Below are 23,498 nucleotides of genomic sequence, written 5' to 3' on the forward strand. Positions count from 1 at the left end.
GGACAGACTCCGGCGATCCGCGAGGCCCGGGTGTTCCCGGTCAACTGAGGCCGCCTCTCTATCACTTCGAGTTGACCGGCGGACGACGATTCGTTGTCCGAGCCTTCCCTCAACTGATCACTGAGGGAAAACTGTGCCGAGCACAGTGGGACCGCGCAGGTCGGAAGACCGTGCGACAACGTTGTCAGGCGCGATATGGACCCGGGTGCGCCCGCGGTCACGGATCACCGTCCGGCACGAACCGAGAGGAACACCGCCATGCGGGACTCGACCCGGGCCGCCCGCGGCCCATCGGTGCGGGGGCATCGGCCGCCGTCCGGAGCCGGCCGCCTGCGCACCGCCGCGCTGGCCGCGCTGCTGTCCGGCGCGCTCGTCGCCGGACTCGCCCCGGCCACCGCCGTCGCCCGGACCGCCACCGAGTCCCGGGGCTCCGGCGGCTCCGGCCGTGAGGTGAGCGCCTACGACGCGGTCGACCAGTTCATCGGCACGGAGCTGGACACGGGGCAGAACAAGGGCAACAGCGCGTACGGCAACACCTGGCCGGGTGCCACCGTGCCGTTCGGCATGGTCCAGTCGAGCCCGACGACGTACCGGTCGAGCGACGGCGACCAGAAGGGCGGGTACGAGTACACCGCCGACAAGATCCGCGGCTTCGGGATGACCCGGCTCTCCGGCACCGGCTGCGAAGGCCGGTTCAGCGCCTTCGACTTCCCCGTGCTGCCCTACACCGGATCGCTCAAGGACGGCGCACTCCCGACGAGCCCGGCGTCCGGGATCGGCTCGTACCACCTGGACTTCGACCACGGCGACGAGACGGCGACGCCCGGTTACTACAAGGTCGGTCTCGGCAACGGCGTGGACACCGAGCTCACCGCGACGACCCGCACGGCGGTCAGCCGTTTCGGCTTCCCGGCCGGGGACAGCGGGAGTTCGACCCTGATCCTGGACGTGGCCGGCTCGAACAACCGGGTCTTCGACAGCGAGGTCACCGTCCGGGGCCGTACGGTCAGCGGCTGGGTGGAGACGGCCTCGGTGTGCGACGAAGGGGGCCGTTACCGCGCCTACTTCTCGACGACCTACGACCGACCGTTCACGTCGTACGGCACCTGGCAGGGCGGCCAGGTGACCGCCGGCGCGACCGGAGCGCGCGGCGGCGAGGGCAGGCACGGCGCCGGCGCGTATCTGGTCTTCCCCCGGGGCTCCGAGGTCACCGCGAGGACCGGTCTGAGCTATGTCAGCGTGGCGAACGCCGCCGAGAACGCGGCCGAGGAGACCGGCCGCCGCTCCTTCGACACCGTGCGGGCAGGGGCCGCGCGGGTGTGGAAGGACGCGCTGGGCACGGTCGACGCCCGTGGCGGTACGAAGTCCGAGCGGGTGAAGTTCTACACCGCGCTCTACCACGCGCTGCTGCATCCGAACACCGCCGACGACAGCAACGGCCAGTACCTGGGCCACGACGGCACCGTACGCAGGGTCGCACGCGGCCGGCACCACTACGTCACCTACGCGGGCTGGGACATGTACCGCGGCCAGTCGCAACTCGTCGCCCTGCTCTTCCCGAAGGTCGGCGACGACATCAACCAGTCCATCGTGGACATGGTGCGACAGACCGGCACCTGGCCCAACTGGCCCCATCTGAACCAGTCCCAGCAGAAGATGAGCGGCGACTCGCTCCAGGTGATCCTGTCCTCCGTCGACGCCTTCGGCAGCACGCGCTACGACCGCCGGGCCGCTCTCGACTCGATGGTGAGAACGCAGTCGCTGCCCGCCGACACCACCCGGCGCGCACACGCCCAGCAGTACTTCAGCGCCGGTTTCGTCGAGAACCGCAAGGGGGACTCCGCCACCTCCAAAACTCTTGAGTACGCCATCGACGACTTCGCCATCGCCCAGCTCGCCCGGCGGCTCGGTGACAGCGGGACGCGTGAGCGGTTCATGGCGCGCGCCCAGAACTGGCAGAACGTCCTCGACCCGGAGAGCGGGCGGATACGGCCCCGGGACCGTGGCGGCTTCGACCGCGCCTTCAACCTCGGTGAGCGGGGAAACCAGTTCGAGCAGGCGACCGGCTACCAGTACGGCTGGATGGTGCCGCACAACATCGGCACTCTGATCGAGAAGCGCGGTGGCATCGAGGCCGTCACCAGGGACCTGGACGAGCACACCGCCTCCCTGGACGCGGGCGTGTACAACACGAAGGGCGCCTACCTCAGCAACCAGCCCAGCTTCTCCATGCCGTACGTGTACAACTGGCTGCGGCAGCCGCACCGGACCACCGACGTGCTGCGCCGCGCGGTCGACGAGATGTACGACACGACGCCCTCGGGCCTGCCGGGCAACGACGACCTGGGCGCGCTGAGCGCCTGGTACGTCTGGGCCGGCCTCGGCATGTCGCCGTCGGTCTACGGCACCGCCCATCTCGTGCTGAGTTCCCCGATGTTCGACCGGATCACCATCGACAGCGCGGGCACCGGACGCGAGATCACCGTCAGGGCGCCGGGAGCCACCACCGGCAAGCCGTACATCACCGGCCTGAAGGTCAACGGCCGGGCGACCACCAAGTCCTGGCTGGACGAGGAGTTCACCCGGCGCGGCGGCGACCTCTCCTTCACCATGGGCGGCACCCCGAAGACCTGGGGCACCGGGGCCGGGGACGTGCCCCCGTCGTACACCGAGGGCGGTGACAGCCGTAACGACGTCGGTGTCTCCCCCGACGGCCAGGGCAAGCTGGCCTCGCTCGACCTCGGCGGCAACTCCCTCTCCCGCGAGAAGCTGGCGGCGGCCGGCGCCGCCCCCGGCGCGAAGCTTCCCCTCGGGGACACCGGCGTGGAGTTCACCTGGCCGAGGACCGAGCCCGGCGAGCCCGACAACTGGATCCCGCACGGCCAGCGCGTCGACCTGGCGGGCCGCGACGGCAAGGGCACGGCGGCAACCGGGATCTCCTTCCTCGGCCTCGCCACGAACGGCCCCGCCCAGGGCACGGCGGTCGTCGAGTACACCGACGGTTCGACGCAGAACGTCACGGTCGGCCTGACCGACTGGACACCCGGCACCAGCTATCAGTTCGGCAACGTACCGCTGGTCGTCACCGGGGGCCGCAACCAGGTGAGCGGTACGGCGGACACGGTGCGCACCGTCGTCCTCGGCACCGTGCCGCAGGTGCTCGACCCCGCCAGGCGCGTGAGGTCCGTCGTCCTGCCCCAGGGCACCGACCGCGGCATCATGCACATCTTCGACGTCGCGCTCACCGCCGACCCCGAGCTGGACGTGCCCGGCGCGAGCCCGGAACGCGTCGTGCTCACCCCGACCCCCACCCCGGCGACCTCCCAGGCCGTGACCTGGCGCACCGGCAGCGCGATCTCCACGGGCGAGGCCCTGGTCCGCGAGGCGGGCACCACCTCGTCCTGGCGGAAGGCCGCGGCGGTGACCAACGAGGAGTTGATCAGCGGTGGGCTTCCCACCCGTACCCATGCGGCGGTCCTGACCGGTCTGAGGGCCGGCACGCGTTACGAGTACCGCGTCGGGACGGGCGAGCGGCTCAGCCCCGTGCACACCTTCACCACGGCCCGTGAACCCGGCGAGGAGTTCACCTTCCTCTACTTCGGGGACGCGCAGAACGAGCTGACGGAGAAGTGGGCACCGGTCGTCGACCAGGCCTACGAACGCTTCCCCGACGCCGTCGGCAGTGTCAACGCCGGCGATCTCGTCAACTCCGGTGGCAACGACGCCGAATGGGAGGAGTGGTTCGGTGCCATGGACGGGTACCGCCAGACCACCAATGTGATCGCCGCGCCCGGCAACCACGAGTACAACGCGGACCGGTTCCTGAAGACCTGGAAGTCGACGTTCGCGTACCCGGCCAACGGGCCCACGGCCACCCCGGCGAAGAACGACACCCCCGCCGAGCGCCAACGCGCCGCCTACGAGGCGCACATGGCCGAGGCGCTGACGGAGACGGCGTACTACACCGACTACCAGGGCGTCCGCTTCATCACCCTGAACGCCAGCACCGGCGACGCCAGGGACCTGATGACACCGGCGAACCTGCCGTCCTGCTCGGAGAACTGCCCCGACCCGGAGAAACTCTGGCTCGGTCTGCAGTCGCGGTGGCTCGACATGATCCTGAAGGACAACCCCAACAAGTGGGCCGTCGCCGTCTTCCACCAGCCGGTCTTCTCGGCCGCCGAAGGACGCGACGAGAAGCCGGTCCGTGACGCGTGGCTCCCGGTCTTCGAACGCCAGGACATCGACCTGGTCCTCATGGGCCACGACCATGTCTACGCCCGCGGCCATATGAACACCAGGGCGACCGGCACACCCGGTGTGACCACGGGCCCGGTCTACACCGTCGCCGTATCGGGCCCGAAGTACTACGAACTGGCGCCCGCCGACGACAACGTATGGACCCGCAACGGGGCCACCCAGGTCACTCGCGCCGGCCACACCTCGACCTTCCAGGGCATCACGGTCTCCGCGAACCAGCTCCGTTACGAGGCGGTGGTGGCCGCCACCTGGGACAACCGGCCGACGACCGACAAGAAGGCCGGGGAAACCCTGGACGCGTTCACGATCACCAAGAACGACGACGGGACGAAACACGTCACGGAGGACGCCCCGGCCACCACGTCCCCCTGACCGAGCCGCTCCACGGCCGGGGGCCCCACACTCCGGCCCCCGCACCGGACACGCCGGGCACGCCCTAGACTCGGGCCATGGACAGGACCGACCGTGTCCGACGGGTGATCGCGGCGCCTCCGGAGGCCGTCTACGGCGCTCTCCTCGACCGGGCGTCCGTGGAGGTCTGGTTGCCGCCGGACGGGATGCGCGGGCGGATCGAGCGGTGGGACCCGTCGCCCGGGGGCGGGTTCCGGATGGTGCTCACCTATCTCGATCCCACCGGCGGCCCGGGCAAGACCTCGGATGCGACGGATGTCGTCGACGTCGGGTTCGCCGATCTGGTGCCGTCGGAGCGTGTGGTGCAGCGGGCGGTGTTCGAGGCCGACGACCCGGCGTACGCGGGCACCATGACGATGACCTGGCACCTCGCCCCCGCCGGTGACGGGACCGAGGTGACCGTCACCGCCACGGATGTGCCGCCCGGCATCGACCAGGGGGCGCACGAGGCAGGCATCGCCTCCTCGCTGGCCCATCTCGCGTCGTACGTCGAAGGCTCCGGCTGACGTCCCGCTCCCGTGGTACCGGCGAAGGCGACCGGTGACGAACAGCCGAGGCCGTCCGGTGACGGCCTCGGCCTTGGGCTGCGCCGGGGATCAGCTCACGGTGAGCGTGTGCAGCAGGTTGTTGTAGCCGGTGGACGCCTCCCATGTGCCCTGGTTGGCAAGCCTGATGGAGTACTCGGGCCGCTGCGACAACTGGGGGTCGGGGAGGTTGAGCAGCAGGCTGTAGCTGCCCGCCGGCAGGTTGGCGGGCAGGGTCACGGTCCTGTCGACCGTGGTGGTGGTGCCGGCCGCCCAGCTCCGCGGGTCACCGCTCATCGGGAGCCGGTACACCTGGGATGTCGAGGTGTTGCGCAGGACCAGTTCGAGACCGCGCGGATTGAACGGCGCGGCGAACCCGTCGTTCTTGACGGTGAAGCTCACCGGCAGGGATCCGCCCTTGGTCGCCGTGCTCGGGAAGGTGCCGTTCTGCAGGGCGAAGCGGTAGCCCAGGTTCCGGGTGATCTCGGGCAGGCAGCCGCCGCTTCGCCAGCCGCTGATGACGTTGGGTTCGTAGTCGGTGTTGAGATACGACCAGTGGAACATCTTCAGCTCGGAGAGCGTGGTGGGACAGCTCGTCCGAGGTGTGTTGACTCCACAGGTCTCGCCGCCCATCGCGAGATAGGAGGTCTCGGCCGCCAGGTAAGGGTATTCGACGGCGGGGTTCTCGTAGGTGCCGTAGTCGTCGGCGCTGGCGAGGAAGCAGTCGTTGTGGTGGCCGAGCCGGGCGAGCGACGAGCCGTTGTACGCCTGGCCGGCCGGCAGCGGGGTGGTGCCGTACATCGTCCGCTTGTACTTGGGCGTGCGCAGTTGCACCATGCGGTTCGACGGCAGTGCGCCGAGCGTCTTGTCGACGACGGCCTTGCGGTTGGCCCAGTCGGCGGTGGTCACCTGGCCCGCGTCACCGAAGTTCTTGGTGTAGTAGCCCTCTCCCCAGGCGCCGACGAAGCCGGCCTGCACGACGTAGATCACATCGCTGTTCGCGCCGAGGTACGGCGCCAACTGGTCCAGATGGGCGAGGACGCGGTCCTTGGGCGCGTCGGCGCCGTCGGTGGACTCGGTGTAGGCGAACCGGACGATCGTCTTGAGCCCGGCGCTCCGTACGGTGGCGAACTGCCGCTGGAGCCGGTCCAGCGCGCTCTGGCTGATGGCGCTGTTCTTGAACTCGGCCAGATAGAAGACGCACATCACGAGGGATATGCCCTCGTTGGTGCGGTAGCTCTGCAGCGTGGCCGCGCTGAAGTCGTTCTTGTCGCAGCTGTCGGTGTGGTGGTAGAAGCCGCGCTCGGGGTTGGCGAACGTGTCGGTGGTCTGGGGATACGTCACCGAGGCGGCGCTCGCGGAGCTCTCCCCGTCCGCCAGGGCGGCCTGGGCGGAGACGGGGGAGGCGCCGACGAGCAGCGCGCTGAGCAGCCCCATCGCGGTGAGGCTCCTGGCGAGCGACGGTCGGAGGAGGGGTCTTTTCATCGCGTGATTCCTGTCCTGGAGTCCGGTGGAGGGCCCGGCCGGTCGGGCGGCCGGGAGCATGGGGGGTGGCGGGGGCGGGGGCGGGGGAGTCGGGCGGCGGTCAGCCCTTGACGCCGGTGTGCGCGATCCCCTGGATGAACTGGCGCTGGAGCAGCACGAAGACGGCGATCATGGGCAGTGAGGCGAGCAGGGAGCCCGCCATCAGCACCGGGTAGTCGGTCTGGAACTGCCCCTGCAAGGAGGTGAGTCCCGCCGAGAGCGTCATTTTCTCCGGGTCGGTGTTGACCACCAGGGGCCAGAACAGATCGTTCCACGACCAGAGCAGCGCGAGTACGGACAGGGCGATCACCCCGGGACGGGCCAGCGGCAGCATCACGGACCAGTAGATCCGCAGCGGTCCGGCGCCGTCGAGGCGTGCCGCCTCCTCCAGTTCCGGGGGCAGACCGAGGAAGAACTGCCGCAGCAGAAACACACCGAACGCGCTGAACATCCCCGGTACGACGATGGCCTGGAGGGTGTTGAGCCAGCCGAGGGACGCCATGATCTCGTACTGCGGGAGGATGAAGAGCTGCGGCGGCACCATCAGTACGGACAGGAAGAGCCCGAACAGCACCCCGCGCCCCGGGAAGCGGAGCCGCGCGAACGCGTACGCGGCCAGCGGGCAGAGCAGGATCTGTCCGGCCGTACGGCCCGCCGCCATCAGTGCGGTGTTGAGGAACTGGTCGCCGAACGGCAGCAGGTCGAACATCCGCCCGTAGTTCTCCCAGCGCCCCTCGGGCAGGAGCGACGGCGGGACCCGGGTGGCGCTGGAGAGGGACTTCAGGGAGGTGACGATCTGCCAGAGGAAGGGCGCGACCATCACCAGGGAGGCGGGGATCAGCACGGCGTGCACCCCGGCATGGGACCGCGACCGGGACGTCGACCGCTTCCGCGGCCGGGCCCCGAGACGGGACGGACCGGCCTGTGGACGGGGATCAGCCTGTGGACGGGGATCAGCCTGGGCATGGGGATCAGCCATAGTGCACCCACCTCTTCTGGAGCCTGAACTGAAGTGCGGTCAGGGCGACGATGAGCATCAGCAGCACGATCACGATCGCCGCGGCGTAGCCCCGGTCGTTGGTCACGAAGGCCCGGTCGTAGAAGAGCTGGACGACCGTCTCCAGCCGGGGGAAGGCCGGGTTCGCCCGCGCGGTCTGGCCCGAGCCCACCAACACGTACACCAGGTCGAAGAGTTGCAGGGAGCCGATCACCGAGATGACCGAGACGAAGAACGCGGTGGGGGAGATCAGCGGGACCGTGATCCTGAAGAACTGCCGCACCGGGCCCGCGCCGTCGATGGCGGCGGCGTCGTAGTACTCCTTGGGGATCGCCTGCATCCCCGCCAGGAAAATGATCAAGTTGTAGCCGAGGCTGCTCCAGGCACCCACCACGACCAGCGCGAACAGCGCGGTGTCGGGGTCGGCGACCCAGTTGGGCCCGTCGATCCCGACCAGCGACAGCACATGGTTGATCAGCCCGTAGTCGCCGTTGTACAGCCACCGCCAGACCATGGCGATGGCCACCGGCATGGTGACGACGGGCAGGAAGAACAGGGTGCGGTAGATTCCCGTACCGCGCAGCCCCTCCCGGTTGAGGAGCGCGGCGAAGACGATGGAGAGCGGGATCGCGACCAGCCCCAGCACGGTGTACAGCACCGTGTTGACCAGTGCCTGTCCGAACTCCGGGTCGTTCAGGAGACGGTGGTAGTTGCCGAGGCCGGTCCAGGTGTGCCCACCGAAAGCCCCCCACTTGGTGAACGAGAAGTAGCCGGTCTGCACGACGGGCCACAGATAGAAGACCGCGAGCCCCAGACCGGCGGGCGCGATGAACGCGTACCCCCACAGGGCCTCGACCGTACGGTCCCGGCGTGCGCGCCGTCTGCCGGGGGACTGGGACCGGGGTGCCGGGGAGGCTTTCCCGCTCCGGGCCTCCGGTCCGCTGGTGATCGTCATCTCACTCCTCGGCGAGCAGGTCGTCCATCGCCGCTGCGAGCGCGGTGGACGCTTCGCCGACCGGCCGCTCGCCGGCCCACGCCTGGGCGAGATAGGTGAGTTCGGCCTGGTTCCAGGCGGCGGTGTTCTTCGACACGGGGAAGGGCACCGCGTAGTTGACGGCGTCCAGGAAGGTCGTGAGCGTGAACTGCGGATGCGCCTTCACCCAGGCCTCCTGGGTGCCCTCGCGCGCCGGGAGCGGACCGCTGCGGCCGATGGCGAGCGCAGCCTTCTCCGAGCCGAGGAACTCGACGAACTCCGTCGCCTCCCGGGGATGCGCGGTGCCGGCCGAGACGACGTTGGCCACCCCGTGGATGATGCCGGCGCGCTTGGCGCCCCTGGGCAGCGGCGCCGCGTCGACCCTGTCCTTGGTGTACTCGTTCGCGGAGAACTCGCCCGCGTTCCAGGAACCGCCCCAGTACATGGCTGTCTTGCCCGCCTCGAACAGTTGGATGGGGGCCGTGTCGGTCATGGTCTTCAGATCGGGCGACTGTTTCCTCTCGATCAGATCGGTCCAGAAGCGCAGCCCTTCGATCGTCCTCGGATCGTCGTAGCCGGACTTCCTGCCGTCGGGGGAGACGACGTAACCGCCCGCCTGGGCAATGGTGTTGTACTGGTACTCCTGGAAACTGGTCAGCGCCGCGGCCGTGCCGTACACACCTTTCCCGGGATCGGTCAGCCTGGCCGCCGCGTTCTTGAAGTCGCTCCAGGTCCAGTCGTCGGAGGGATGCTCGACCCCCCGGGCGTCGAAGAGCTCCTTGTTGTACCAGACGCCGACCGTGTCCATGTCCTTGGGAAGCCCGTAGAGCTTCCCCTCGTAGGTGTACAGCTCCCTCAGGGGTTCGGGGTAGGCGGCGAGATCCACCCCGTCCCCGGCGAACTCCTCGTCCAGCGGGCGGATCACCCCGTTGGACGCGTACAGCGGGAACTGGGGGCCGTTCATCCAGAAGACATCGGGCGCGGAACCGCCGGTGACCGCCGTCTTGAGCTTGTTCCAGTAGTCGGGCCAGGGGGTGAGCTGTACCTGGACCGTCACCCCCGGGTGCTCCTCGGTGAACTCCCGCCCCAGCTCCTCCAGCACCTTCTTCTGGTTGTTGTCCCAGATCGCGTAGGAGAGCCGTACCGACCCGTCACCGCCCCCGCCGCCGGAGGCCCCGCCGCTCGAACAGGCGGAGGCCACCAGCACCACCCCCAGCACAGCCGCACAGAAGCGCGCCGACTTCCTCATACCGGACCTCCTCATGTACGAGGCGCACCCGGCGCCACGCCCAACGGCCGCCCCCGGGACAGCGCAACGCATCACCAGGGCCGCGAAGTTGTACTAATCATGGAGACCAAGGAAAGTAAGTCAAGACCTGGGCGTGTTACGGGAACGGACACCTCCGCGCCTCGGAGAGCCTCGCACGCGGTCAGCGGCGGCCCGGCAGAAAGCTCTCGGGCGGGGCGATCTCCCCCGATGCGCGCAGCCCCCGTTCCACATGGTCCAGCGCGAGCCGCAGCGCTCCCAGGGCGACCCCCTCGTCACCGAAACCGGACACCCTGACCTCGGGCGTACGGATGCACCAGCGGTCCAGTTCGCGCCGCAGCGGTTCGACGATGAGGTCGGCCGACCGGGAGAACCCGCCCCCGATCACCACCAGTTCGGGATCGAGGGTGAGCACGAGGGCGGAGGCGCCCACGGCGATGTCGCGGACGTAGCGCCGTACGGCCGCCTGGGCCTTGCGGTCGCCGTCACGGGCCGCCCCGAAGACGTCCTCCGCGGCCGCGTGCGGATCGCCCTGGCCGCCGGCGCGGGAGGAACCGCCCGGCCAGGACCGCAGATGGTCCGGCGCCCGTGTCCAGCCGGCCGCGGGCAGCGCCCCGATCTCGCCCGCCGCGTTCCCGAACCCCCGGTGGAGCTTCCCGTCGATGATCAGGCCGGTGCCCGTACGCAACCCCGCGAGCAGGAACACCACGTCCCTGGCGTGCCGGGCCACCCCGCGCCAGGACTCCGCCAGCGCCGCGAGCTTGCTGTCGTTCTCCACCAGGATCGGCCCGGCCACCAGCCCGCCGACATGGGCCGCGACATCCAGCCCCGTCCACTCGGGCAGCGCCTCCGACAGCATCACCCGGCCCGTCCCGTCGACCAGCCCCGTCGTGGCGACCCCGGTGACCCACACCCCGGTGGCGTCCGTGCCCGACCCGGTCAGCGCCGCGCGGACGGCCCGGTCCACGGCGGCCAGCCGTTCGGTGCGCCCCATCGACAGGGTGACGGAGACCCGGGCGCTGTGCTGGACCTCGCCGTCCAGATCCGCCACCAGGGCCAGCACCTTGTGGCCCCCGATGTCGACGCCGAGCACCCGGCCCGCGTCCGCGCGGAAACGGTAGCGGCGCGCGGGGCGCCCCACCGCGCCCGCCGTCGGCGCGGCCTCCACCACCCAGCCGCGCTCCAGCAGCTCCCGGACCACATCCTCGGTGGACGCGCGCGACAGGCCGGTACGCCCGGCGAGTTCGGTGAGAGTGAGGGCCGGTTCGCCGCGCAGGGCCCCGATCGCGGCCAGCGCGTTGAGCCTGCGGAGCTGGGAGAGATCTCCCCCGCCCGGATTTTCGGTCATGACACACCCTTGAGGTCAACCTCGAAACCACCAATAATAAGGGACTCCTGCGTAACTCGTGAAGGGGACCCCATGTCTGCGGTGACTCTAGCCCTCGTCGGTTCCGGTCTGCGCGGGCAGACCTACGCCCGCCACGCGGTGGCGTCCGGCCTGGGCCGTGTGACCGCCGTGGCCGAACCGGACCCGTACCGCAGAGCGGCCGCCGCGGCCGAATTCGGGGTGCCGGCCGAGCGGGTGTACCCGGACTGGACGGAGCTGGCGCGCCACCCCCGGGTGGCCGACGCCGCGATCGTCGCCACCCAGGACCAGTTGCACACCGACCCCACGGTCCGACTGGCCGACCTCGGCTACCACATCCTGCTCGAAAAGCCGATGGCCACCACCGAGGCGGACGCCGTCGCGATCGCCGAGGCCACCGAGCGCAACAAGGTGCTGCTGGCCGTCTGCCATGTGCTGCGCTACACCCCGTACACCCGGACCCTGCGCGGGCTGCTGGAGACCGGCGCCATCGGCAGGCTGGTCAGCGTCCAGCATCTGGAGCCGGTCGGCTGGTGGCACCACGCCCACTCCTTCGTCCGCGGGAACTGGCGGCGCCAGGACACCTCGGCCCCCATGCTGCTGACCAAGTCCTGCCACGACATCGACTGGCTGATCCATCTCTTCGGCGAACTGCCCGACCGGGTCGCCTCCTTCGGCGGGCTGACCCACTTCCGCGCCGAGGACCGGCCGGAGGGCGCGGCCGAACGATGCCTGGACTGCCCGCTGGAGCCCTCCTGCCCGTACTCGGCGAAGCGGCTCTACCTCGGCTGCCTCGGCAACCCGGACGACGAGTTCTGGCCGCTGTCGGCGGTCACCGAGGAACACACCGAGGCGGCGGTGCTCGACGCGCTCCGCACGGGCCCGTACGGCCGGTGCGTCTACGCCTGTGACAACGACGTGGTCGACCACCAGGTCGTCAACATGGAGTTCCCCTCCGGCGCCACCTGCTCCTTCACCATGAGCGCCTTCACTCCCATGGAGCACCGCCGCACCCGGCTGCTGGGGACGCACGGCTTCGTCGACGGGGACGGGCACACCCTGCGGGTGGTCGATTTCCGTACCGGCGAGGAGCGCACCGTCGACGCGGACACGGAGGCGGGCGCCGCGGCGGGACCCTCCGCCGAGGACGGCCACGGCGGGGGCGACGAGGCCCTCACCGAAGCCTTCCTCACCGCCGTCTCCACCGGCGACGCCTCGACCCTGCGCTCCGACGCGGCCGAGAGTCTGGCCACCCACCGGGTGGTGTGGGCCGCCGAACGCGCCAGGGTCGCGGGCACGGTCGTCCGGCTGGACGACGTCGCACCGCTGACGACGGCCTGACAAGGCTCGGTGGGACGTCCGCCCGCTCGGGCCCGCCCGTCACGCCCCCGGGGCGCGCTCGATCCGCAGATGCCGGGGCCCGCGCAGGACGGGGCTGCGGCGGTACGGCGGCGGGTCCTCGGCCAGGTGGAAGTCCCGCAGCCTCGGGAGGAGCGTGTGCAGGGCGAGTCGGGTCTCCAGACGGGCGAGCGGCGCCCCGAAGCAGTTGTGGACCCCGCCGCCGAAGCCGAAGTGCTGGTTGTCCGCACGGGCCGGGTCGAAGCGGTCCGGCCGGTCGAACCGGCGCGGATCCCGGTTGCCGGCGGCGAGGACGAGGATCAGCGGGGCGCCCTTGGGGACGGTGACGTCCGAGACCTCGACATCGGTGCGCGGGGTGCGCTGCGGAAGCAGGTGCACAGGGGGCTCGTACCGCAGCAGTTCCTCGACGGCCCCGGGCATCAGCTCGGGGTTCTCGCGCAGCCGCCGGCAGGTGCCGGGGTCGCGCAGGAGAGTGAGCGCCCCGTTGGTGATGAGGTTGACCGTCGTCTCGTGCCCGGCGATGAGCAGCAGCGTCGCGGTCGCCATCAGCTCACCCCTGGTGAGACGCCCGTCCGGCCCCGAGTCGTGGACGAGCGCGGAGAGCAGGTCGTCCGACGGGTCGTCGCGGCGCTTGTCGGCCAGGTCCCCGAGATACGCCCCCATCGCCTGCCGGGCCTGCAGACCCGCGTCGCGGCGGGCCTCCTCCTCCTTGCCGGGCTTCAGGTCGAGACTGGCGATGACCTCGTTCGTCCAGCCGCGGATCCGGGGGACGTCCTCGTGCGGCACCCCCAGCAGCCGGCAGATCACCGTGACGGGGAGCGGGTAGGCGAAGTCCTCGACCACGTCGATCCGTTCCCTGCCCCGGAACTCCCCGGCCAGCTCCTCGGCGATCCGGGCGATCTCGCCGCTCAGGGCGTTGATCCGGCCCGGGGAGTGGGGCGGCCCGAAAGGCCGCATCGCGATACGGCGGAGCCGGTCGTGCTCGGGGTCGTCGAGACCGATGAAGGCCGCCGGCTGCGTGCCCCTCCTGAGCAGCGGGACCGTGTCCGGGTCGGCGCGGTTACGGCTGTCCGAGCTGACCCGCGGATCGTGGAGCAGCGCGGCGATGTCGTGGTACGTACCCACCAGATAGCTGCCGTTGGCCTGGCGCGCCACCCCGTTCTCGCGGAGTTCCGCGTACAGCGGATAGGGGTCGGCGCGGTTCGCGTAGTCCGTGATGCGCTCGAAAAGGGTGTCCGGAGGCATGGGCGGGGCTCCTCAGGGACGGTGGGCGACGGCGGCGGGCGGTTCGTCACGGACCAGGGTCAGACGCCGGTCCGGCAGATGCCCGGTGAGCGCCACGGTCGGCCCGTGCGACAGCATCCGGGGGTCCGGCACGTCGGAGGGGAGGGGCGCGGCCGACTCGGGCCGGTCGGCGGCGCCGCGTCCGGGCGGGAAGGGGGCCGCCGTCTCGATGAGGTGCTGGTAGTGCTCCAGCCACTTGGCCCGGTTCACACTCACCGCAGCGGTGACCCGCCCCCGGTAGCCGTAGACCGCGACGAGCCGGCCCTCCCGCAGCGACCCCTGTGCGATGACCACATGGTCGGAGAAGGTCGGCACGCCGACGGACTTGATGTTGAGGCCGAACTGACTGGACCAGAAGGCGGGCACCGCCAGATGAGGGCGCCTCTCCGGACCCGTACTGACCATGTTGTGGGCCGCGACCTCGGCCTGGGCGACCGCGTTGCCCCAGTGTTCCAGGGCGAGCATCTGGTATTCGAACAGCGGGTGCGGGAAGCGGGCCACGTCACCGGCGACGAACACGTCGTCCGTGACGATCCCGTACATGTTGAACGCACGGCACCCGGCGTCGCACGCCACGCCCCGCTCCCCGGCGGCCAGCCCCGATCCGGCGAGCCATTCGGTGTTACGGACGGCGCCCAGCGCGACCACGGCGACATCGGCGTCGATCCGGCCGCCGTCGGAGAACTCGGCGCCCGTCAGCCGCCCGTTGCCGCCTTTCAGTGCGGTGACCGTCACATCGCAGCGCAGATCGACGCCGTGCGCCCGCTGCGTCCGGGCGGCGAACGCGCCGAGCGTTCCGCCCAGCGCGCCGACCAGCGGCGAGGGCCCGCGCTCGGCGACCGTCACCTCCAGGCCGCGCTCCCGGCAGGCCGACGCGATCTCGGAGCCGGTGAACCCGGCGCCGATCACCAGGACCCGGCGCGGCCCCGCGTCGAGCCGGGCCGCGAGCGCCGCCGCGTCCTCGCCCGTACGGAGCGTCAGTACGCCGTCGAGGCGGGCCTCCGCGGGGTTCGGCCAGGGACGGGCGCGGGTTCCGGTGGCGATCAGCAGCCGGTCGTACGGCAGGCGTTCGCCGTCCGCGAGGATCACCCGCTTCTCGGCGGAGTCGACCGCTTCGGCCCGCACCCCGAGCTTCCAGCGGGCGTCCACCTCACGGCGGGCCGGCAGTCCGACATCGCCCGCGTCCGTCCGCCCGAGCAGCACCTGCTTGGAGAGCGGCGGCCGGTCGTACGGGGGCCGCGTCTCCTCCCCGACCAGCGTCAGCGACCCGGTGAAGCCCTCGTCGCGCAGCGTCTCGGCGGCCCGCAGACCGGCCAGCGACGCCCCGACGATGACGATCCGGCCCGGCCGCGGTTCACCCCTCACCGGGGCCCGCCCGCTCACCGACGAGGATGGCCTGCACCGGGCAGGCCGCCGCCGCCCGGTGTACGTGCTCCCGCTGGCCGTCGGGGACGGCGGGCGTGAACATCAGGGCCTCCTCGCCGTGCAGCTCGAACACCTCGGGTGCGAGGAACGCGCACTGCGCGTACCCCTGGCAGCGATTGAGGTCGACAACGATCTGCATCCAGGTCCACTCCTCCGCGCGTCGCCCGCAGTCTCCGTCATACGGCCTGCGGGCAGGAGGCGCGAGCGGTGGTGGGCCAAGGGGGAGCCAGGACCGTACGGGGCGACCGCCGCCGGCCGCGTGGAGCGGGTGGGGGCCGACACGAGAGGTACACGGCGCGTAAGGCTCGGCCGGTCCGGTCTCAACTGCGGGGCCCGGCAGGAAGGATGCCGGCCGCGGCGACACACAGTAGGTTCTGCGGATGCGGCGATTCGCGGACATCGAAGACCTGTCGGAGCTCGTGCGGGACGCACTGGGAACGGGAAGCCGTGTCGTCGCGGTGGACCGGTTGCGGGGAGGCAGCAAGAAAGGGGTCTACCGGGTCCGCCTGGAAGGTACCGGCCCGGCCAGTGTGATCGTCTACAGATGGTCCGAAGCGGAGAACTTCTGGCCCGGCGGGGGAGAAGCCGACCCGACCGACCCGTTCGCGCCCGCCTCCGGGCTGACACCGTTCCTGACGGCGCGCCGGAGCCTGGAAGGCCTCGGGGCGCGGGTTCCCCGGGTGTTCCTGGCGGACGACAGCCGGAGCCGCCGTCCGGCGGACATCGCGGTGGTCGAGGACATCCCCGGTGGCACGCTCGAAGCGCTCTTCGAGACCGATCCCCCGCGCGCGGCGCGAGCCCTGGACGTCCTCGCCGGGACGCTTGCGGCGATGCACCGCCACCGGGCCCACTGCTACGGCAGGGTGGACCTCCTGCAATGGGGCGGCTCGGCCCCGGAGGTCTCGTGCGAGCGGCGGGTCCTCGACGGCGCCCTGCGCGACGTCGAGGAGGCGGCGGGACGCGACGGCAGGTTCGCGAGCGCCGGCGAAGCCCTGCGCGACCGGCTGCGGGAACTCGCCGGCCGGGTGGACCCGCGCACGGAGTACGGACTGATCCACGGAGAACTCGGCCCCGACCATGTCCTGATCGATGCCGACGGGCAACCCGTCCTGATCGACATCGAGGGCCTGATGTACTTCGACGTCGAGTGGGAGCACGTCTTCCTCCGGCTCCGCTTCGGTGAACGCTACACCGCACTGGCCAGGCCGGGTCTCGATCCGCGGCGCCTCGACCTCTACATGCTCGCGATGCGCCTCTCGCTGGTGGCCGGTCCGCTGCGCCTCCTCGACGGTGACTTTCCCGACCGGGCGGCGATGCGGGGCATCGCGGAACACAACGCGAAGGAGGCGCTGGCGCTCCTGCCGGGTCCGCGCTGAGTGGCCGAGGCGGCAACGCCGGGGACGTGGCAGGTGTGGTCCACGCCAGGGCGGACCACACCGGCCCGTCCGCAGGGTGAGCGGGTCTCGGGGAGGGGGTGTTCACCCTCCTGAGAGGTGTCAGGCGGTGGCGAACAGCGCTTCCGCCAGCGGGTCCTCGCCCAGGAACGCGGCCAGTTGGGCGCGGTCCGGTGCGGTGGCGGGGCCGCGGCGGCCCACCGCGTAGGCCGCCGCCGCGTTGGCGCCCCGCGCGGCGGTCAGGGGGTCCTTGCCCTGGGCCAGCAGGGCCAGGAACGAGCCCACATGGGCATCGCCCGCTCCGTTGCTGTCGACCGGCCGGACCGGGAAGCCCGGTACATGCAGGGCGGGCTCGCCGGGGGCGGCCAGCCAGCAGCCGTCCTTGTCGGCCCGTACGATCACCCCCGCGCCCGGTGCCAGCCGTTCCCGCAGCGCCGTCGCGGCCGTCTCCGGGTCGCCGTGGCCGGACATCAGCCGGGCCTCGCGGGCATTGGCGCTCAGCCAGTCCGTACGCTCCAGTACCGGTGCCAGGACCGCGTCGGGAATGTCCGCGACCAGCGGCGCCGGGTCGAGACCGACCGTGACGTCCGGGCCCAGGGCTGCCGTGAACCCGGACAGCAGCCGGCCGCTGCCCGCGATCGCCAGACCGTATCCGGAGAGCTGCACCAGGTCCCCCGGGCGCAGCCGGGCGGCGACGGACGCGGTGTCCGCCTCCGTGAGGTGCCCCTCGACACCGAAACTCGTGATGAAGGTACGTTCCCCGCCGTCGTCGATCAGGGCGACGGTGAAGCCGGTGTCCCCGTCGGCACGGACCGGCAGGAGGGCGCTGATGCCCTCGGCGGCGAGCGCCTCGCGGACGAGGTCACCGTACGGGCCGGTGCCGTGGAGCCCGGCGAAGACCGCTTCCGTACCCAGACGCCGGGCGGCCGCGAGGGTGTTGAAGCCGCCGCCCGCCGTCAGCCGGGCCCGGGAGCCGATGACGTCCGCGCCGCGTTCGGGCAGTGCGGGGACCTCGATGACCAGGTCCGCGATGACATTGCCGGCGAGGACCAGACGGCGGCTCACCGGCCGGCCTCGGTCAGGGCGGAGGCGGCCGGGACGCCGTCCGGGGTGCGGCCGAGGCGGCCGAGGAGCGCGTACGCACCGGCGCCGACGGCCATCGAGATGGCCCAGCCCAGACCGTTCACCCCGAGCCAGGTGCCGGCGAGGGGGCCGGAGAACCACAGGTCCTTCTCGCTCGTCCCCGCCTCGGTGAACAGCAGACCGGCCACGATGGCCACCGCCCAGCCGATGACGGCCGGCAGATGGAAGCCGCCCGTGTACCAGTACCGGCTGCCGCGCGCGGTGTCCATCAGCGCCGCCGCGTCGTAGTCGCGGCCGCGCAGGGAGTCCACCGCGACCACTCCGATCCATGCCGAGATGGGCACGGCCAGCAGAGTCAGGAAGGTGGTGAAGGGCCCGTAGAAGTCCTTCGCGATCAGCATGAAGTACATGCCGCCGGCGAACATCAGCACGACGTCGATGGCGACGGCCACCGGGCGCGGCACCCGCAGCCCCAGCGTGATCATGGTCAGACCGGCGGAGTAGGTGGAGAGGTGGTTCGACATCAGCAGTCCGCCGAAGGCCGCGACGAGATACGGGACGGCCATCCAGGACGGCAGCATGGCGTTGATCGCCGCGACGGGGTCGGAGGCGGTGGCGAGCGCCGGCTCACCGGCGGAGAGCAGCGAGCCGAGCGAGATCAGCAGCACGAGCGGGATGCCCGCGCCGAACGCGGAGGCCACGACCAGCCGCCGCCCCGGGATCTGGCGCGGCAGGTAGCGCGCGTAGTCGGCGCCCGCGTTCGCCCAGCCGATACCGGTGCCCGCGGCGATGAAGCCGATGCCCGCCACCACCGCGCTGGCCGGTCCGGCCGATGCGTCGAGCACCTTGGTCCAGTCGACGGTCGCGACCAGGAATCCCATCACGATCAGATTGAGGATCCCGAAGACGACGGTCGCCCACTTGTTGATCCACATGATGGTGGCGTGCCCGAGACCGCTGATCAGCAGCGTGCAGACGATGAAGACCAGCAGACAGACCAGGGTGAGCACGGTGTTCCGGCCGACGCCGAACGCGGTGGCCAGCAGCGCCAGCAGGGCGTACGCCGCGGTGGTCGTCGTGATCGTCTCCCAGCCGATCCTGCTGAGCCAACTGATCAGGGTCGGGCCGGCGTTGCCCCGCTGCCCGAAGACCGCGCGGGAAAGGGTGAGGGCGGGCGCTCCGCCCTTCTTGCCCGCGAGGCTCAACGCGCCGACCAGGGCGAAGGAGCCGAACGAGCCGAGCAGGGCGACCAGCGCGGCCTGCCAGATGTTCAGTCCCCGGAAGGCGACGAGCGTGGCACCGAGCGGAAGCCCGAGGATGCTGATGTTGGCGGCGAACCAGGTCCAGAACATCTGACCTGCGTGGCCGTGTCGTTCTCCATCCGGGACCGGTTCGATCCCTCGGGTTTCCACGGAACCGACAACGTCGTTGGTTCTCGAAACGGTCATCACGGACTTCCTTGCGTGGTGCGAAGAGACGTGTGGGGCAGGTGCGGGTACAGGTGCGGAGGCGAGTGACGGATGCCCGGACACCGGCCCGCGAGGCGGGTACGGGCGGGCCGGCGCGACCGGTTCAGGAGGCCGGCGAGGACGGGGCCGCGGGGGCGGAGCGACGAAGGGCGAGGAGGCGTTCGGCCAGCGGCTCCAGATCGAGCGCGTTGACGGTACGGAGCGTCCGTACGGCGTCGGCGGGCAGGCCCGAGAGCCCGGCGACCGAGCCCGCGACCGCCCCGGCGATGGCGCCGATGGTGTCGCTGTCGCCGCCCAGGCCGGCGGCGAGCAGCGCGCTGCGCCACGGGTCCCCGCCGGCCACCGCGAGCACGGCGAACGCCGCGGGCACCGATTCCTGGCTGGCGACGCTCGTGCCGACAAGTGCGCAGATCCGGTCCAGGGCCTCGGTCTGCGGCAGCCCCTCCACCAGGTGCCACGCCCACTCGATGCGGGCCGCGATGTCCGCCCCCGCGATCCAGTGCCCGCGCCGGGCACCGGCCCGCGCCGCGGTGACGGCGGCGGCGACGGCCTGGTCCAGCGTGCCACCGCCGACCCCGGTGCTCACGGCGGCGGCGACGGCCGCCGCCCCCGCGATGCCCACCGTGGTGTCATGGGTGACCTGGCAGGACTCCACGACACGGTCGAGGAAGTCGGCCCGCGGCTCGGCCGGGAAGGCGATGCCGACCGGGGTGACGCGCATCGCGGCGCCGTTGGTGGAGCCGTACCGGCCGGCCTCCGCGGCCGGTACGCCCCGGGCGACGGCGTCCAGCGCGGCCTTGGTGGAGGGGCCCAGGAGGTCGGAGGACCCTTTGGCCTTCATCTCCTTCTCCCAGGCGAGGAGTTCCTGGGCGAGACGGAGCGGATCGATCCTGCCGTTCCCCTCGTCGATGAGCCTGCCGACGATGACCGCCTGGTCGGTGTCGTCGGTGACCGATCCGGCGGGCATGCCCGCGCTGACGGGGTTGTCGGGCAGGGCGGGTTCGAAGCCGGTGACGGTTCCGTAGACCCGTACGACATCCTCCCGGGACATGACCTGGGTGGGCATGCCCAGCGCGTCACCGAGGGCGAGTCCGTAGTAGGCGCCCAGGGCGCGGTCGAGCTGGTGGTTCACGAGTGGCCTCCTCGGCCCGAGCGGACGTGCAGTTGGAACCGGACCGGGTCGAGCAGGCTGGTGACCTGCTCGACGACCGAGCCGTCGGCGGCCCGGTAGACCTGGGCCAGGTGGAGGAACGATTCACCGGGGGAGCGGTTCAGCAGGGCGGCCTCCGCCGCGTCGAGCCCCCGGACCGACACCAGGCCCTCGCCGGAGTCGGTGACCCGGCCCGCGGCGACGAGCGCCGTACTCAGGGAGCCGCCGCCGAGGCCGCGCAGCGGGAAACCGGCCAGTTCCCCGACGGCGGGGACCCGGCTGCGTTCGAGCGAGACCCCCCTGCCGTCGGGCAGACGCCTGACCCGGTCGAGGGCGATGAACGCGTCCGACTCCAGGCCCAGCTCCGCGGCCAGTTCCCGGTCGGTCACCTCCTCGAAGCGCAGCACCTCGACGGGCAGCTCGATCCCCTGCTCGGCGAGTGCCTGCGCCCAGCCGAGGCGGTTGTCCAGGGGCGTACCGTCGAAGGTGACGAACGAGCCGATTCCGGCGTGGGTGGAGATCAGCCCCTGCTCGCCGAGGACCTGCAAGGCCTGCCGCAACGTGGTGCGGCTGACACCGAACCGCTCGGTGAGGGCGTGCTCCCCGGGCAGTCTGACGCCGTCCGAGTGCACGCCGGAGCGGATCTCGTCGGCGAGAACGCGGGCGATCCGATGATGCTTCTGAACCTGTCCAGGCATGTCTGGAACGTACGCGCGTCCTCCCTCCAGGTCCATGACCGTGACCGAATCTTTGCGTACGGCGGCCGCCCCTCCAGGACCGGTACAACCATCCGTACCGATCGTGGGTCACATCACGTGGGAGCAATCCGCTCCCACGGGACACGAGGGGGAAGTATGCGACTCATCCGCAGCATCGCCACCGCCGGAGCCTTGACCGCACTGGCGGCAGGGGCCACGACCGCGCTCAGTGCCACCGCCTCCGCCGCACCCAACACCACCCCGCAGGCCGTCTGCGGCAGCGCCTACAAGACCGTGAACTCGGCGGCCGTCGGCTCCCTGGGCACCGTCTATCTGACGTACAACTCCTCGAACGGCAAGAACTGCGTCGCGACCATCCGTACCAACCCGGGCACGGCCACCTACATGTCCGCGTACGTCTACGTCCCCGACACCGAGGAGTGGGCCGGCGACGACGGGAACTTCACGTCGTACGCGGGGCCGGCCTTCGTCGACGGCAAGGGCCACTGCGTGAGCTGGGGCGGCAGCATCGACAACGTGTACGTGTCGGTGGAGAACTCCAACTGTTCCGCGCTGAAGGAGCACCGGGTCACCGGAGTCCGCTGATCCGGTCCCTCGCTCGGCCTCTCACCCGGCCGTGAGCCGTCAGTGGTGAGCGCCCGCGCCGCCGCCCCCTCGAACCGAACACAAAGGGGGCGGCGGCGCGGGCGTGACACCTCTCGGGTGTATTTCCGCGCCGGGCCCCGCCGAAGCCGTGTCCTCACCGCACGGCGGGCTGTTGAGCATCCGGCCCGTCGGTAGTGACATCGGTGCGGAAGGGGGCGGGGTGGAGGTCAGCGGCGTACACCACTCCTACCGTCGTCGACGCCCGGTCCTGCGCGGGGTGGACCTGAACCTGCGCGAGGGGGTGCTGGCCGGCATCGTCGGCGAGAACGGGTCGGGCAAGACCACCTTGCTGAAGATCCTCTCCGGTGAGCTGCGGGCCGACCACGGCACCGTCCGCCACCACGGCAGATTCGGCTACTGCCCCCAGGCCGCCGTCCTCAACGACGCGCTCACCGTCCGCCAGCACCTGGAGTTCTTCCAGGCCGCCTACGACCTCCCCGATCTGCGCCGCGCCGAGGAGGTCATGGACCAGTTGCGTTTCCGCGCGTACGAACACCACCGCGCCGGAACGCTCAGCGGCGGCACCCGCCAGAAACTCAACCTCGCCCTGGCCCTGATGCACGACCCCCAGGTGCTGCTGCTCGACGAGCCCTACCAGGGCTTCGACTGGGAGACATACCAGCGCTTCTGGGACCTGGCCGCCGCGCTGCGCCGCCGGGGCCGCTCCGTCCTGGTCGTCTCCCACCTCGCGTACGACACCGAGCGGCTGGACGAGCTGTGGCGCCTGGAGGGCGGCCTGCTCCATCCCGTACCGGAGGTGCCGGCCGGATGAAGGGGCACCGCCATGGGCGGCTGTTCGTCACGGCCACCCGGTACGCGCTCACCGAGCATCTGCGCAACCGCTTCGCGATGGTCCTCGTCGTCGGCTTCATCCCGCTGTGGACCGCACTGGCCTACGTGTCGATCCCCGACCGGAGGATCCGGTTCGAGCTGCGCGCCACCGGGGACGTCCTGACCCCGCGCGGCAACGAGCTGACCGAGATCACCGGCGCCCTCAACGCCGTCACGCTCATCGTCGGCTTCATGATGTTCGCCTCCGCCTTCTCCGGCGGTACGTTCGACCGCCGTCTGGCGCTGGCCGGCTACCCCCGCACCCATCTTCTCCTCGCCAAGATCACCTCGCTCGCCCTGGCCTCGGCGGCCGTCGCCGCGTACGCCACCGCACTCACCCAGCTCCTGTGGTCGCCCCGCCAGCCGGCCCTGCTCGCCGCCGCCCTCTTCTGCGCCGCCATGACCTACGGCGCCATCGGTGTGACACTCGGCTCGCTGCTGCGGAAAGAGGTCGAGGGCATGTTCGCCATCGTCATGATCTCCGTCATCGACCTGGCCCTTCAGAACCCCATCGCCAGCTCCGGCTCCGACAGCCTTGTGGTGAGATTCCTGCCCTCCTACGGCGCCATGCAGACCGCCAGCGCCGCCGGGTTCTCCACCACCGCACTGACCGGCTACCTCGGTATCCAGATGCTCTGGTTCCTGGCCGCCGCACTCGTCGGCCTCGCCGCCTTCCAGCACCGCACCCGTAACGCTCTCACCGGCCGCCGAGCGACCGGCGGGCGGACCGACCGGACCGACGGCGCGGACTGACCGCCGAACGATTCTTCATCTGACGGGCGGCCCGCAGGGACGTGTCCTGGAGTCGCGGCGGGAG

General features: G+C 71.2%; 19 protein-coding genes. 7 read left to right on the plus strand and 12 right to left on the minus strand.

The features are described 5' to 3' along the window. The first annotated feature begins 258 nt into the window (after positions 1-258). Together ACIQ7D_RS04770 and ACIQ7D_RS04775 are read left to right on the plus strand one after the other, a co-directional pair. The gene (locus ACIQ7D_RS04770; protein ID WP_403933533.1) at positions 259-4,632 is read left to right on the plus strand and encodes a GH92 family glycosyl hydrolase; all 4,374 of its coding nucleotides are present in this window, start codon (positions 259-261) and stop codon (positions 4,630-4,632) included. Positions 4,633-4,709: 77 nt separating this feature from the next. After that, the gene (locus ACIQ7D_RS04775) at positions 4,710-5,177 is read left to right on the plus strand and encodes an SRPBCC family protein (RefSeq protein ID WP_403933535.1); all 468 of its coding nucleotides are present in this window, start codon (positions 4,710-4,712) and stop codon (positions 5,175-5,177) included. A 90-nt stretch (positions 5,178-5,267) separates the two neighbouring features. Here ACIQ7D_RS04775 and ACIQ7D_RS04780 read toward each other — a convergent pair whose 3' ends face one another. The 5 genes from ACIQ7D_RS04780 to ACIQ7D_RS04800 all read right to left on the minus strand — a co-directional run bounded on the left by ACIQ7D_RS04780 (position 5,268) and on the right by ACIQ7D_RS04800 (position 11,304). Further along, positions 5,268-6,680 (minus strand): DUF4832 domain-containing protein, encoded by a 1,413-nt coding sequence (locus ACIQ7D_RS04780; RefSeq protein ID WP_403933536.1) that lies wholly within the window; start codon positions 6,678-6,680, stop codon positions 5,268-5,270. Between the two features lie 100 nt (positions 6,681-6,780). Further along, complete coding sequence (locus ACIQ7D_RS04785) at positions 6,781-7,572, minus strand: carbohydrate ABC transporter permease (RefSeq protein ID WP_403933538.1); 792 nt, start codon at positions 7,570-7,572, stop codon at positions 6,781-6,783. Positions 7,573-7,690: 118 nt separating this feature from the next. Then, positions 7,691-8,671, minus strand: a complete 981-nt coding sequence (locus tag ACIQ7D_RS04790; RefSeq protein ID WP_403933539.1) for a carbohydrate ABC transporter permease — start codon at positions 8,669-8,671, stop codon at positions 7,691-7,693. Between the two features lies 1 nt (position 8,672). Further along, the gene (locus tag ACIQ7D_RS04795; protein WP_403933541.1) at positions 8,673-9,938 is read right to left on the minus strand and encodes an ABC transporter substrate-binding protein; all 1,266 of its coding nucleotides are present in this window, start codon (positions 9,936-9,938) and stop codon (positions 8,673-8,675) included. Positions 9,939-10,119: 181 nt separating this feature from the next. Further along, positions 10,120-11,304 carry an ROK family transcriptional regulator gene (locus tag ACIQ7D_RS04800; RefSeq protein WP_403933542.1) on the minus strand — a complete coding sequence of 395 codons (1,185 nt, stop codon included), beginning with the start codon at positions 11,302-11,304 and terminating at the stop codon, positions 10,120-10,122. 72 nt (positions 11,305-11,376) lie between these two features. Between ACIQ7D_RS04800 and ACIQ7D_RS04805 the strand changes: the two genes are divergently transcribed. After that, positions 11,377-12,663, plus strand: coding sequence for a Gfo/Idh/MocA family protein (locus ACIQ7D_RS04805; RefSeq protein ID WP_403933544.1), 1,287 nt, complete (start codon positions 11,377-11,379; stop codon positions 12,661-12,663). Between the two features lie 39 nt (positions 12,664-12,702). On the opposite strand, the gene ACIQ7D_RS04810 is transcribed toward ACIQ7D_RS04805, so the two are convergent. The 3 genes from ACIQ7D_RS04810 to ACIQ7D_RS04820 are packed head-to-tail and all read right to left on the minus strand — an operon-like array spanning position 12,703 to position 15,529. Beyond that, complete coding sequence (locus ACIQ7D_RS04810; RefSeq protein ID WP_403933545.1) at positions 12,703-13,926, minus strand: cytochrome P450; 1,224 nt, start codon at positions 13,924-13,926, stop codon at positions 12,703-12,705. 12 nt (positions 13,927-13,938) lie between these two features. After that, on the minus strand, positions 13,939-15,330 hold the full coding sequence (locus tag ACIQ7D_RS04815; RefSeq protein ID WP_403933547.1) for an NAD(P)/FAD-dependent oxidoreductase: 1,392 nt from the start codon (positions 15,328-15,330) through the stop codon (positions 13,939-13,941). Next, entirely contained in the window at positions 15,320-15,529 is a 210-nt protein-coding gene (locus ACIQ7D_RS04820) for a ferredoxin (protein ID WP_403933548.1), read from the minus strand. The genes ACIQ7D_RS04815 and ACIQ7D_RS04820 overlap by 11 nt, the downstream gene beginning before the upstream one ends. 241 nt (positions 15,530-15,770) lie before the next feature. On the opposite strand from ACIQ7D_RS04820, the gene ACIQ7D_RS04825 reads away from it, so the two are divergent. Beyond that, entirely contained in the window at positions 15,771-16,766 is a 996-nt protein-coding gene (locus ACIQ7D_RS04825; RefSeq protein ID WP_403933550.1) for a phosphotransferase, read from the plus strand. Positions 16,767-16,886: 120 nt separating this feature from the next. Here the strand turns inward: ACIQ7D_RS04825 and ACIQ7D_RS04830 are convergent, their stop codons facing one another. The 4 genes from ACIQ7D_RS04830 to ACIQ7D_RS04845 all read right to left on the minus strand — a co-directional run bounded on the left by ACIQ7D_RS04830 (position 16,887) and on the right by ACIQ7D_RS04845 (position 21,184). Continuing rightward, positions 16,887-17,849 (minus strand): PfkB family carbohydrate kinase, encoded by a 963-nt coding sequence (locus tag ACIQ7D_RS04830; RefSeq protein ID WP_403933552.1) that lies wholly within the window; start codon positions 17,847-17,849, stop codon positions 16,887-16,889. Then, positions 17,846-19,315 (minus strand): purine-cytosine permease family protein, encoded by a 1,470-nt coding sequence (locus ACIQ7D_RS04835; protein WP_403933554.1) that lies wholly within the window; start codon positions 19,313-19,315, stop codon positions 17,846-17,848. Before ACIQ7D_RS04835 ends, ACIQ7D_RS04830 begins: the two co-directional genes overlap by 4 nt. 124 nt (positions 19,316-19,439) lie before the next feature. Further along, positions 19,440-20,468 carry an ADP-ribosylglycohydrolase family protein gene (locus ACIQ7D_RS04840; RefSeq protein WP_403933556.1) on the minus strand — a complete coding sequence of 343 codons (1,029 nt, stop codon included), beginning with the start codon at positions 20,466-20,468 and terminating at the stop codon, positions 19,440-19,442. Then, positions 20,465-21,184 carry a GntR family transcriptional regulator gene (locus ACIQ7D_RS04845; protein ID WP_403933557.1) on the minus strand — a complete coding sequence of 240 codons (720 nt, stop codon included), beginning with the start codon at positions 21,182-21,184 and terminating at the stop codon, positions 20,465-20,467. The genes ACIQ7D_RS04840 and ACIQ7D_RS04845 overlap by 4 nt, the downstream gene beginning before the upstream one ends. Before the next feature lie 156 nt (positions 21,185-21,340). Between ACIQ7D_RS04845 and ACIQ7D_RS04850 the strand changes: the two genes are divergently transcribed. The 3 genes from ACIQ7D_RS04850 (at position 21,341) to ACIQ7D_RS04860 (ending at position 23,434) form a co-directional block, all read left to right on the plus strand. Beyond that, a complete protein-coding gene (locus tag ACIQ7D_RS04850) occupies positions 21,341-21,790 on the plus strand; it encodes a spore-associated protein (RefSeq protein WP_403933559.1) in 450 nt (149 codons plus the stop codon). Between the two features lie 220 nt (positions 21,791-22,010). Further along, positions 22,011-22,622: an ABC transporter ATP-binding protein gene (locus ACIQ7D_RS04855; RefSeq protein ID WP_403933824.1), complete on the plus strand. Its 612-nt coding sequence runs from the start codon at positions 22,011-22,013 to the stop codon at positions 22,620-22,622. Then, the gene (locus tag ACIQ7D_RS04860) at positions 22,619-23,434 is read left to right on the plus strand and encodes an ABC transporter permease (RefSeq protein ID WP_403933560.1); all 816 of its coding nucleotides are present in this window, start codon (positions 22,619-22,621) and stop codon (positions 23,432-23,434) included. Before ACIQ7D_RS04855 ends, ACIQ7D_RS04860 begins: the two co-directional genes overlap by 4 nt. Positions 23,435-23,498 lie beyond the last annotated feature (64 nt).

Origin of the sequence: Streptomyces sp. NPDC096310 (genome assembly GCF_044763125.1) — a bacterium.
GTDB lineage: Bacteria > Actinomycetota > Actinomycetes > Streptomycetales > Streptomycetaceae > Streptomyces.

What these genes read in the sequence shown, in the direction of transcription:
- ACIQ7D_RS04770 (WP_403933533.1), top strand. Translation starts at nt 259, where the DNA reads ATGCGGGACTCGACCCGGGCCGCCCGCGGCCCATCGGTGCGGGGGCAT.
- ACIQ7D_RS04810 (WP_403933545.1), bottom strand. Translation starts at nt 13,926, where the DNA reads ATGCCTCCGGACACCCTTTTCGAGCGCATCACGGACTACGCGAACCGC.
- ACIQ7D_RS04860 (WP_403933560.1), top strand. Translation starts at nt 22,619, where the DNA reads ATGAAGGGGCACCGCCATGGGCGGCTGTTCGTCACGGCCACCCGGTAC.
- ACIQ7D_RS04775 (WP_403933535.1), top strand. Translation starts at nt 4,710, where the DNA reads ATGGACAGGACCGACCGTGTCCGACGGGTGATCGCGGCGCCTCCGGAG.
- ACIQ7D_RS04805 (WP_403933544.1), top strand. Translation starts at nt 11,377, where the DNA reads ATGTCTGCGGTGACTCTAGCCCTCGTCGGTTCCGGTCTGCGCGGGCAG.
- ACIQ7D_RS04850 (WP_403933559.1), top strand. Translation starts at nt 21,341, where the DNA reads ATGCGACTCATCCGCAGCATCGCCACCGCCGGAGCCTTGACCGCACTG.
- ACIQ7D_RS04845 (WP_403933557.1), bottom strand. Translation starts at nt 21,184, where the DNA reads ATGCCTGGACAGGTTCAGAAGCATCATCGGATCGCCCGCGTTCTCGCC.
- ACIQ7D_RS04800 (WP_403933542.1), bottom strand. Translation starts at nt 11,304, where the DNA reads ATGACCGAAAATCCGGGCGGGGGAGATCTCTCCCAGCTCCGCAGGCTC.
- ACIQ7D_RS04825 (WP_403933550.1), top strand. Translation starts at nt 15,771, where the DNA reads ATGCGGCGATTCGCGGACATCGAAGACCTGTCGGAGCTCGTGCGGGAC.
- ACIQ7D_RS04835 (WP_403933554.1), bottom strand. Translation starts at nt 19,315, where the DNA reads ATGACCGTTTCGAGAACCAACGACGTTGTCGGTTCCGTGGAAACCCGA.
- ACIQ7D_RS04790 (WP_403933539.1), bottom strand. Translation starts at nt 8,671, where the DNA reads ATGACGATCACCAGCGGACCGGAGGCCCGGAGCGGGAAAGCCTCCCCG.
- ACIQ7D_RS04795 (WP_403933541.1), bottom strand. Translation starts at nt 9,938, where the DNA reads ATGAGGAAGTCGGCGCGCTTCTGTGCGGCTGTGCTGGGGGTGGTGCTG.
- ACIQ7D_RS04780 (WP_403933536.1), bottom strand. Translation starts at nt 6,680, where the DNA reads ATGAAAAGACCCCTCCTCCGACCGTCGCTCGCCAGGAGCCTCACCGCG.
- ACIQ7D_RS04820 (WP_403933548.1), bottom strand. Translation starts at nt 15,529, where the DNA reads ATGCAGATCGTTGTCGACCTCAATCGCTGCCAGGGGTACGCGCAGTGC.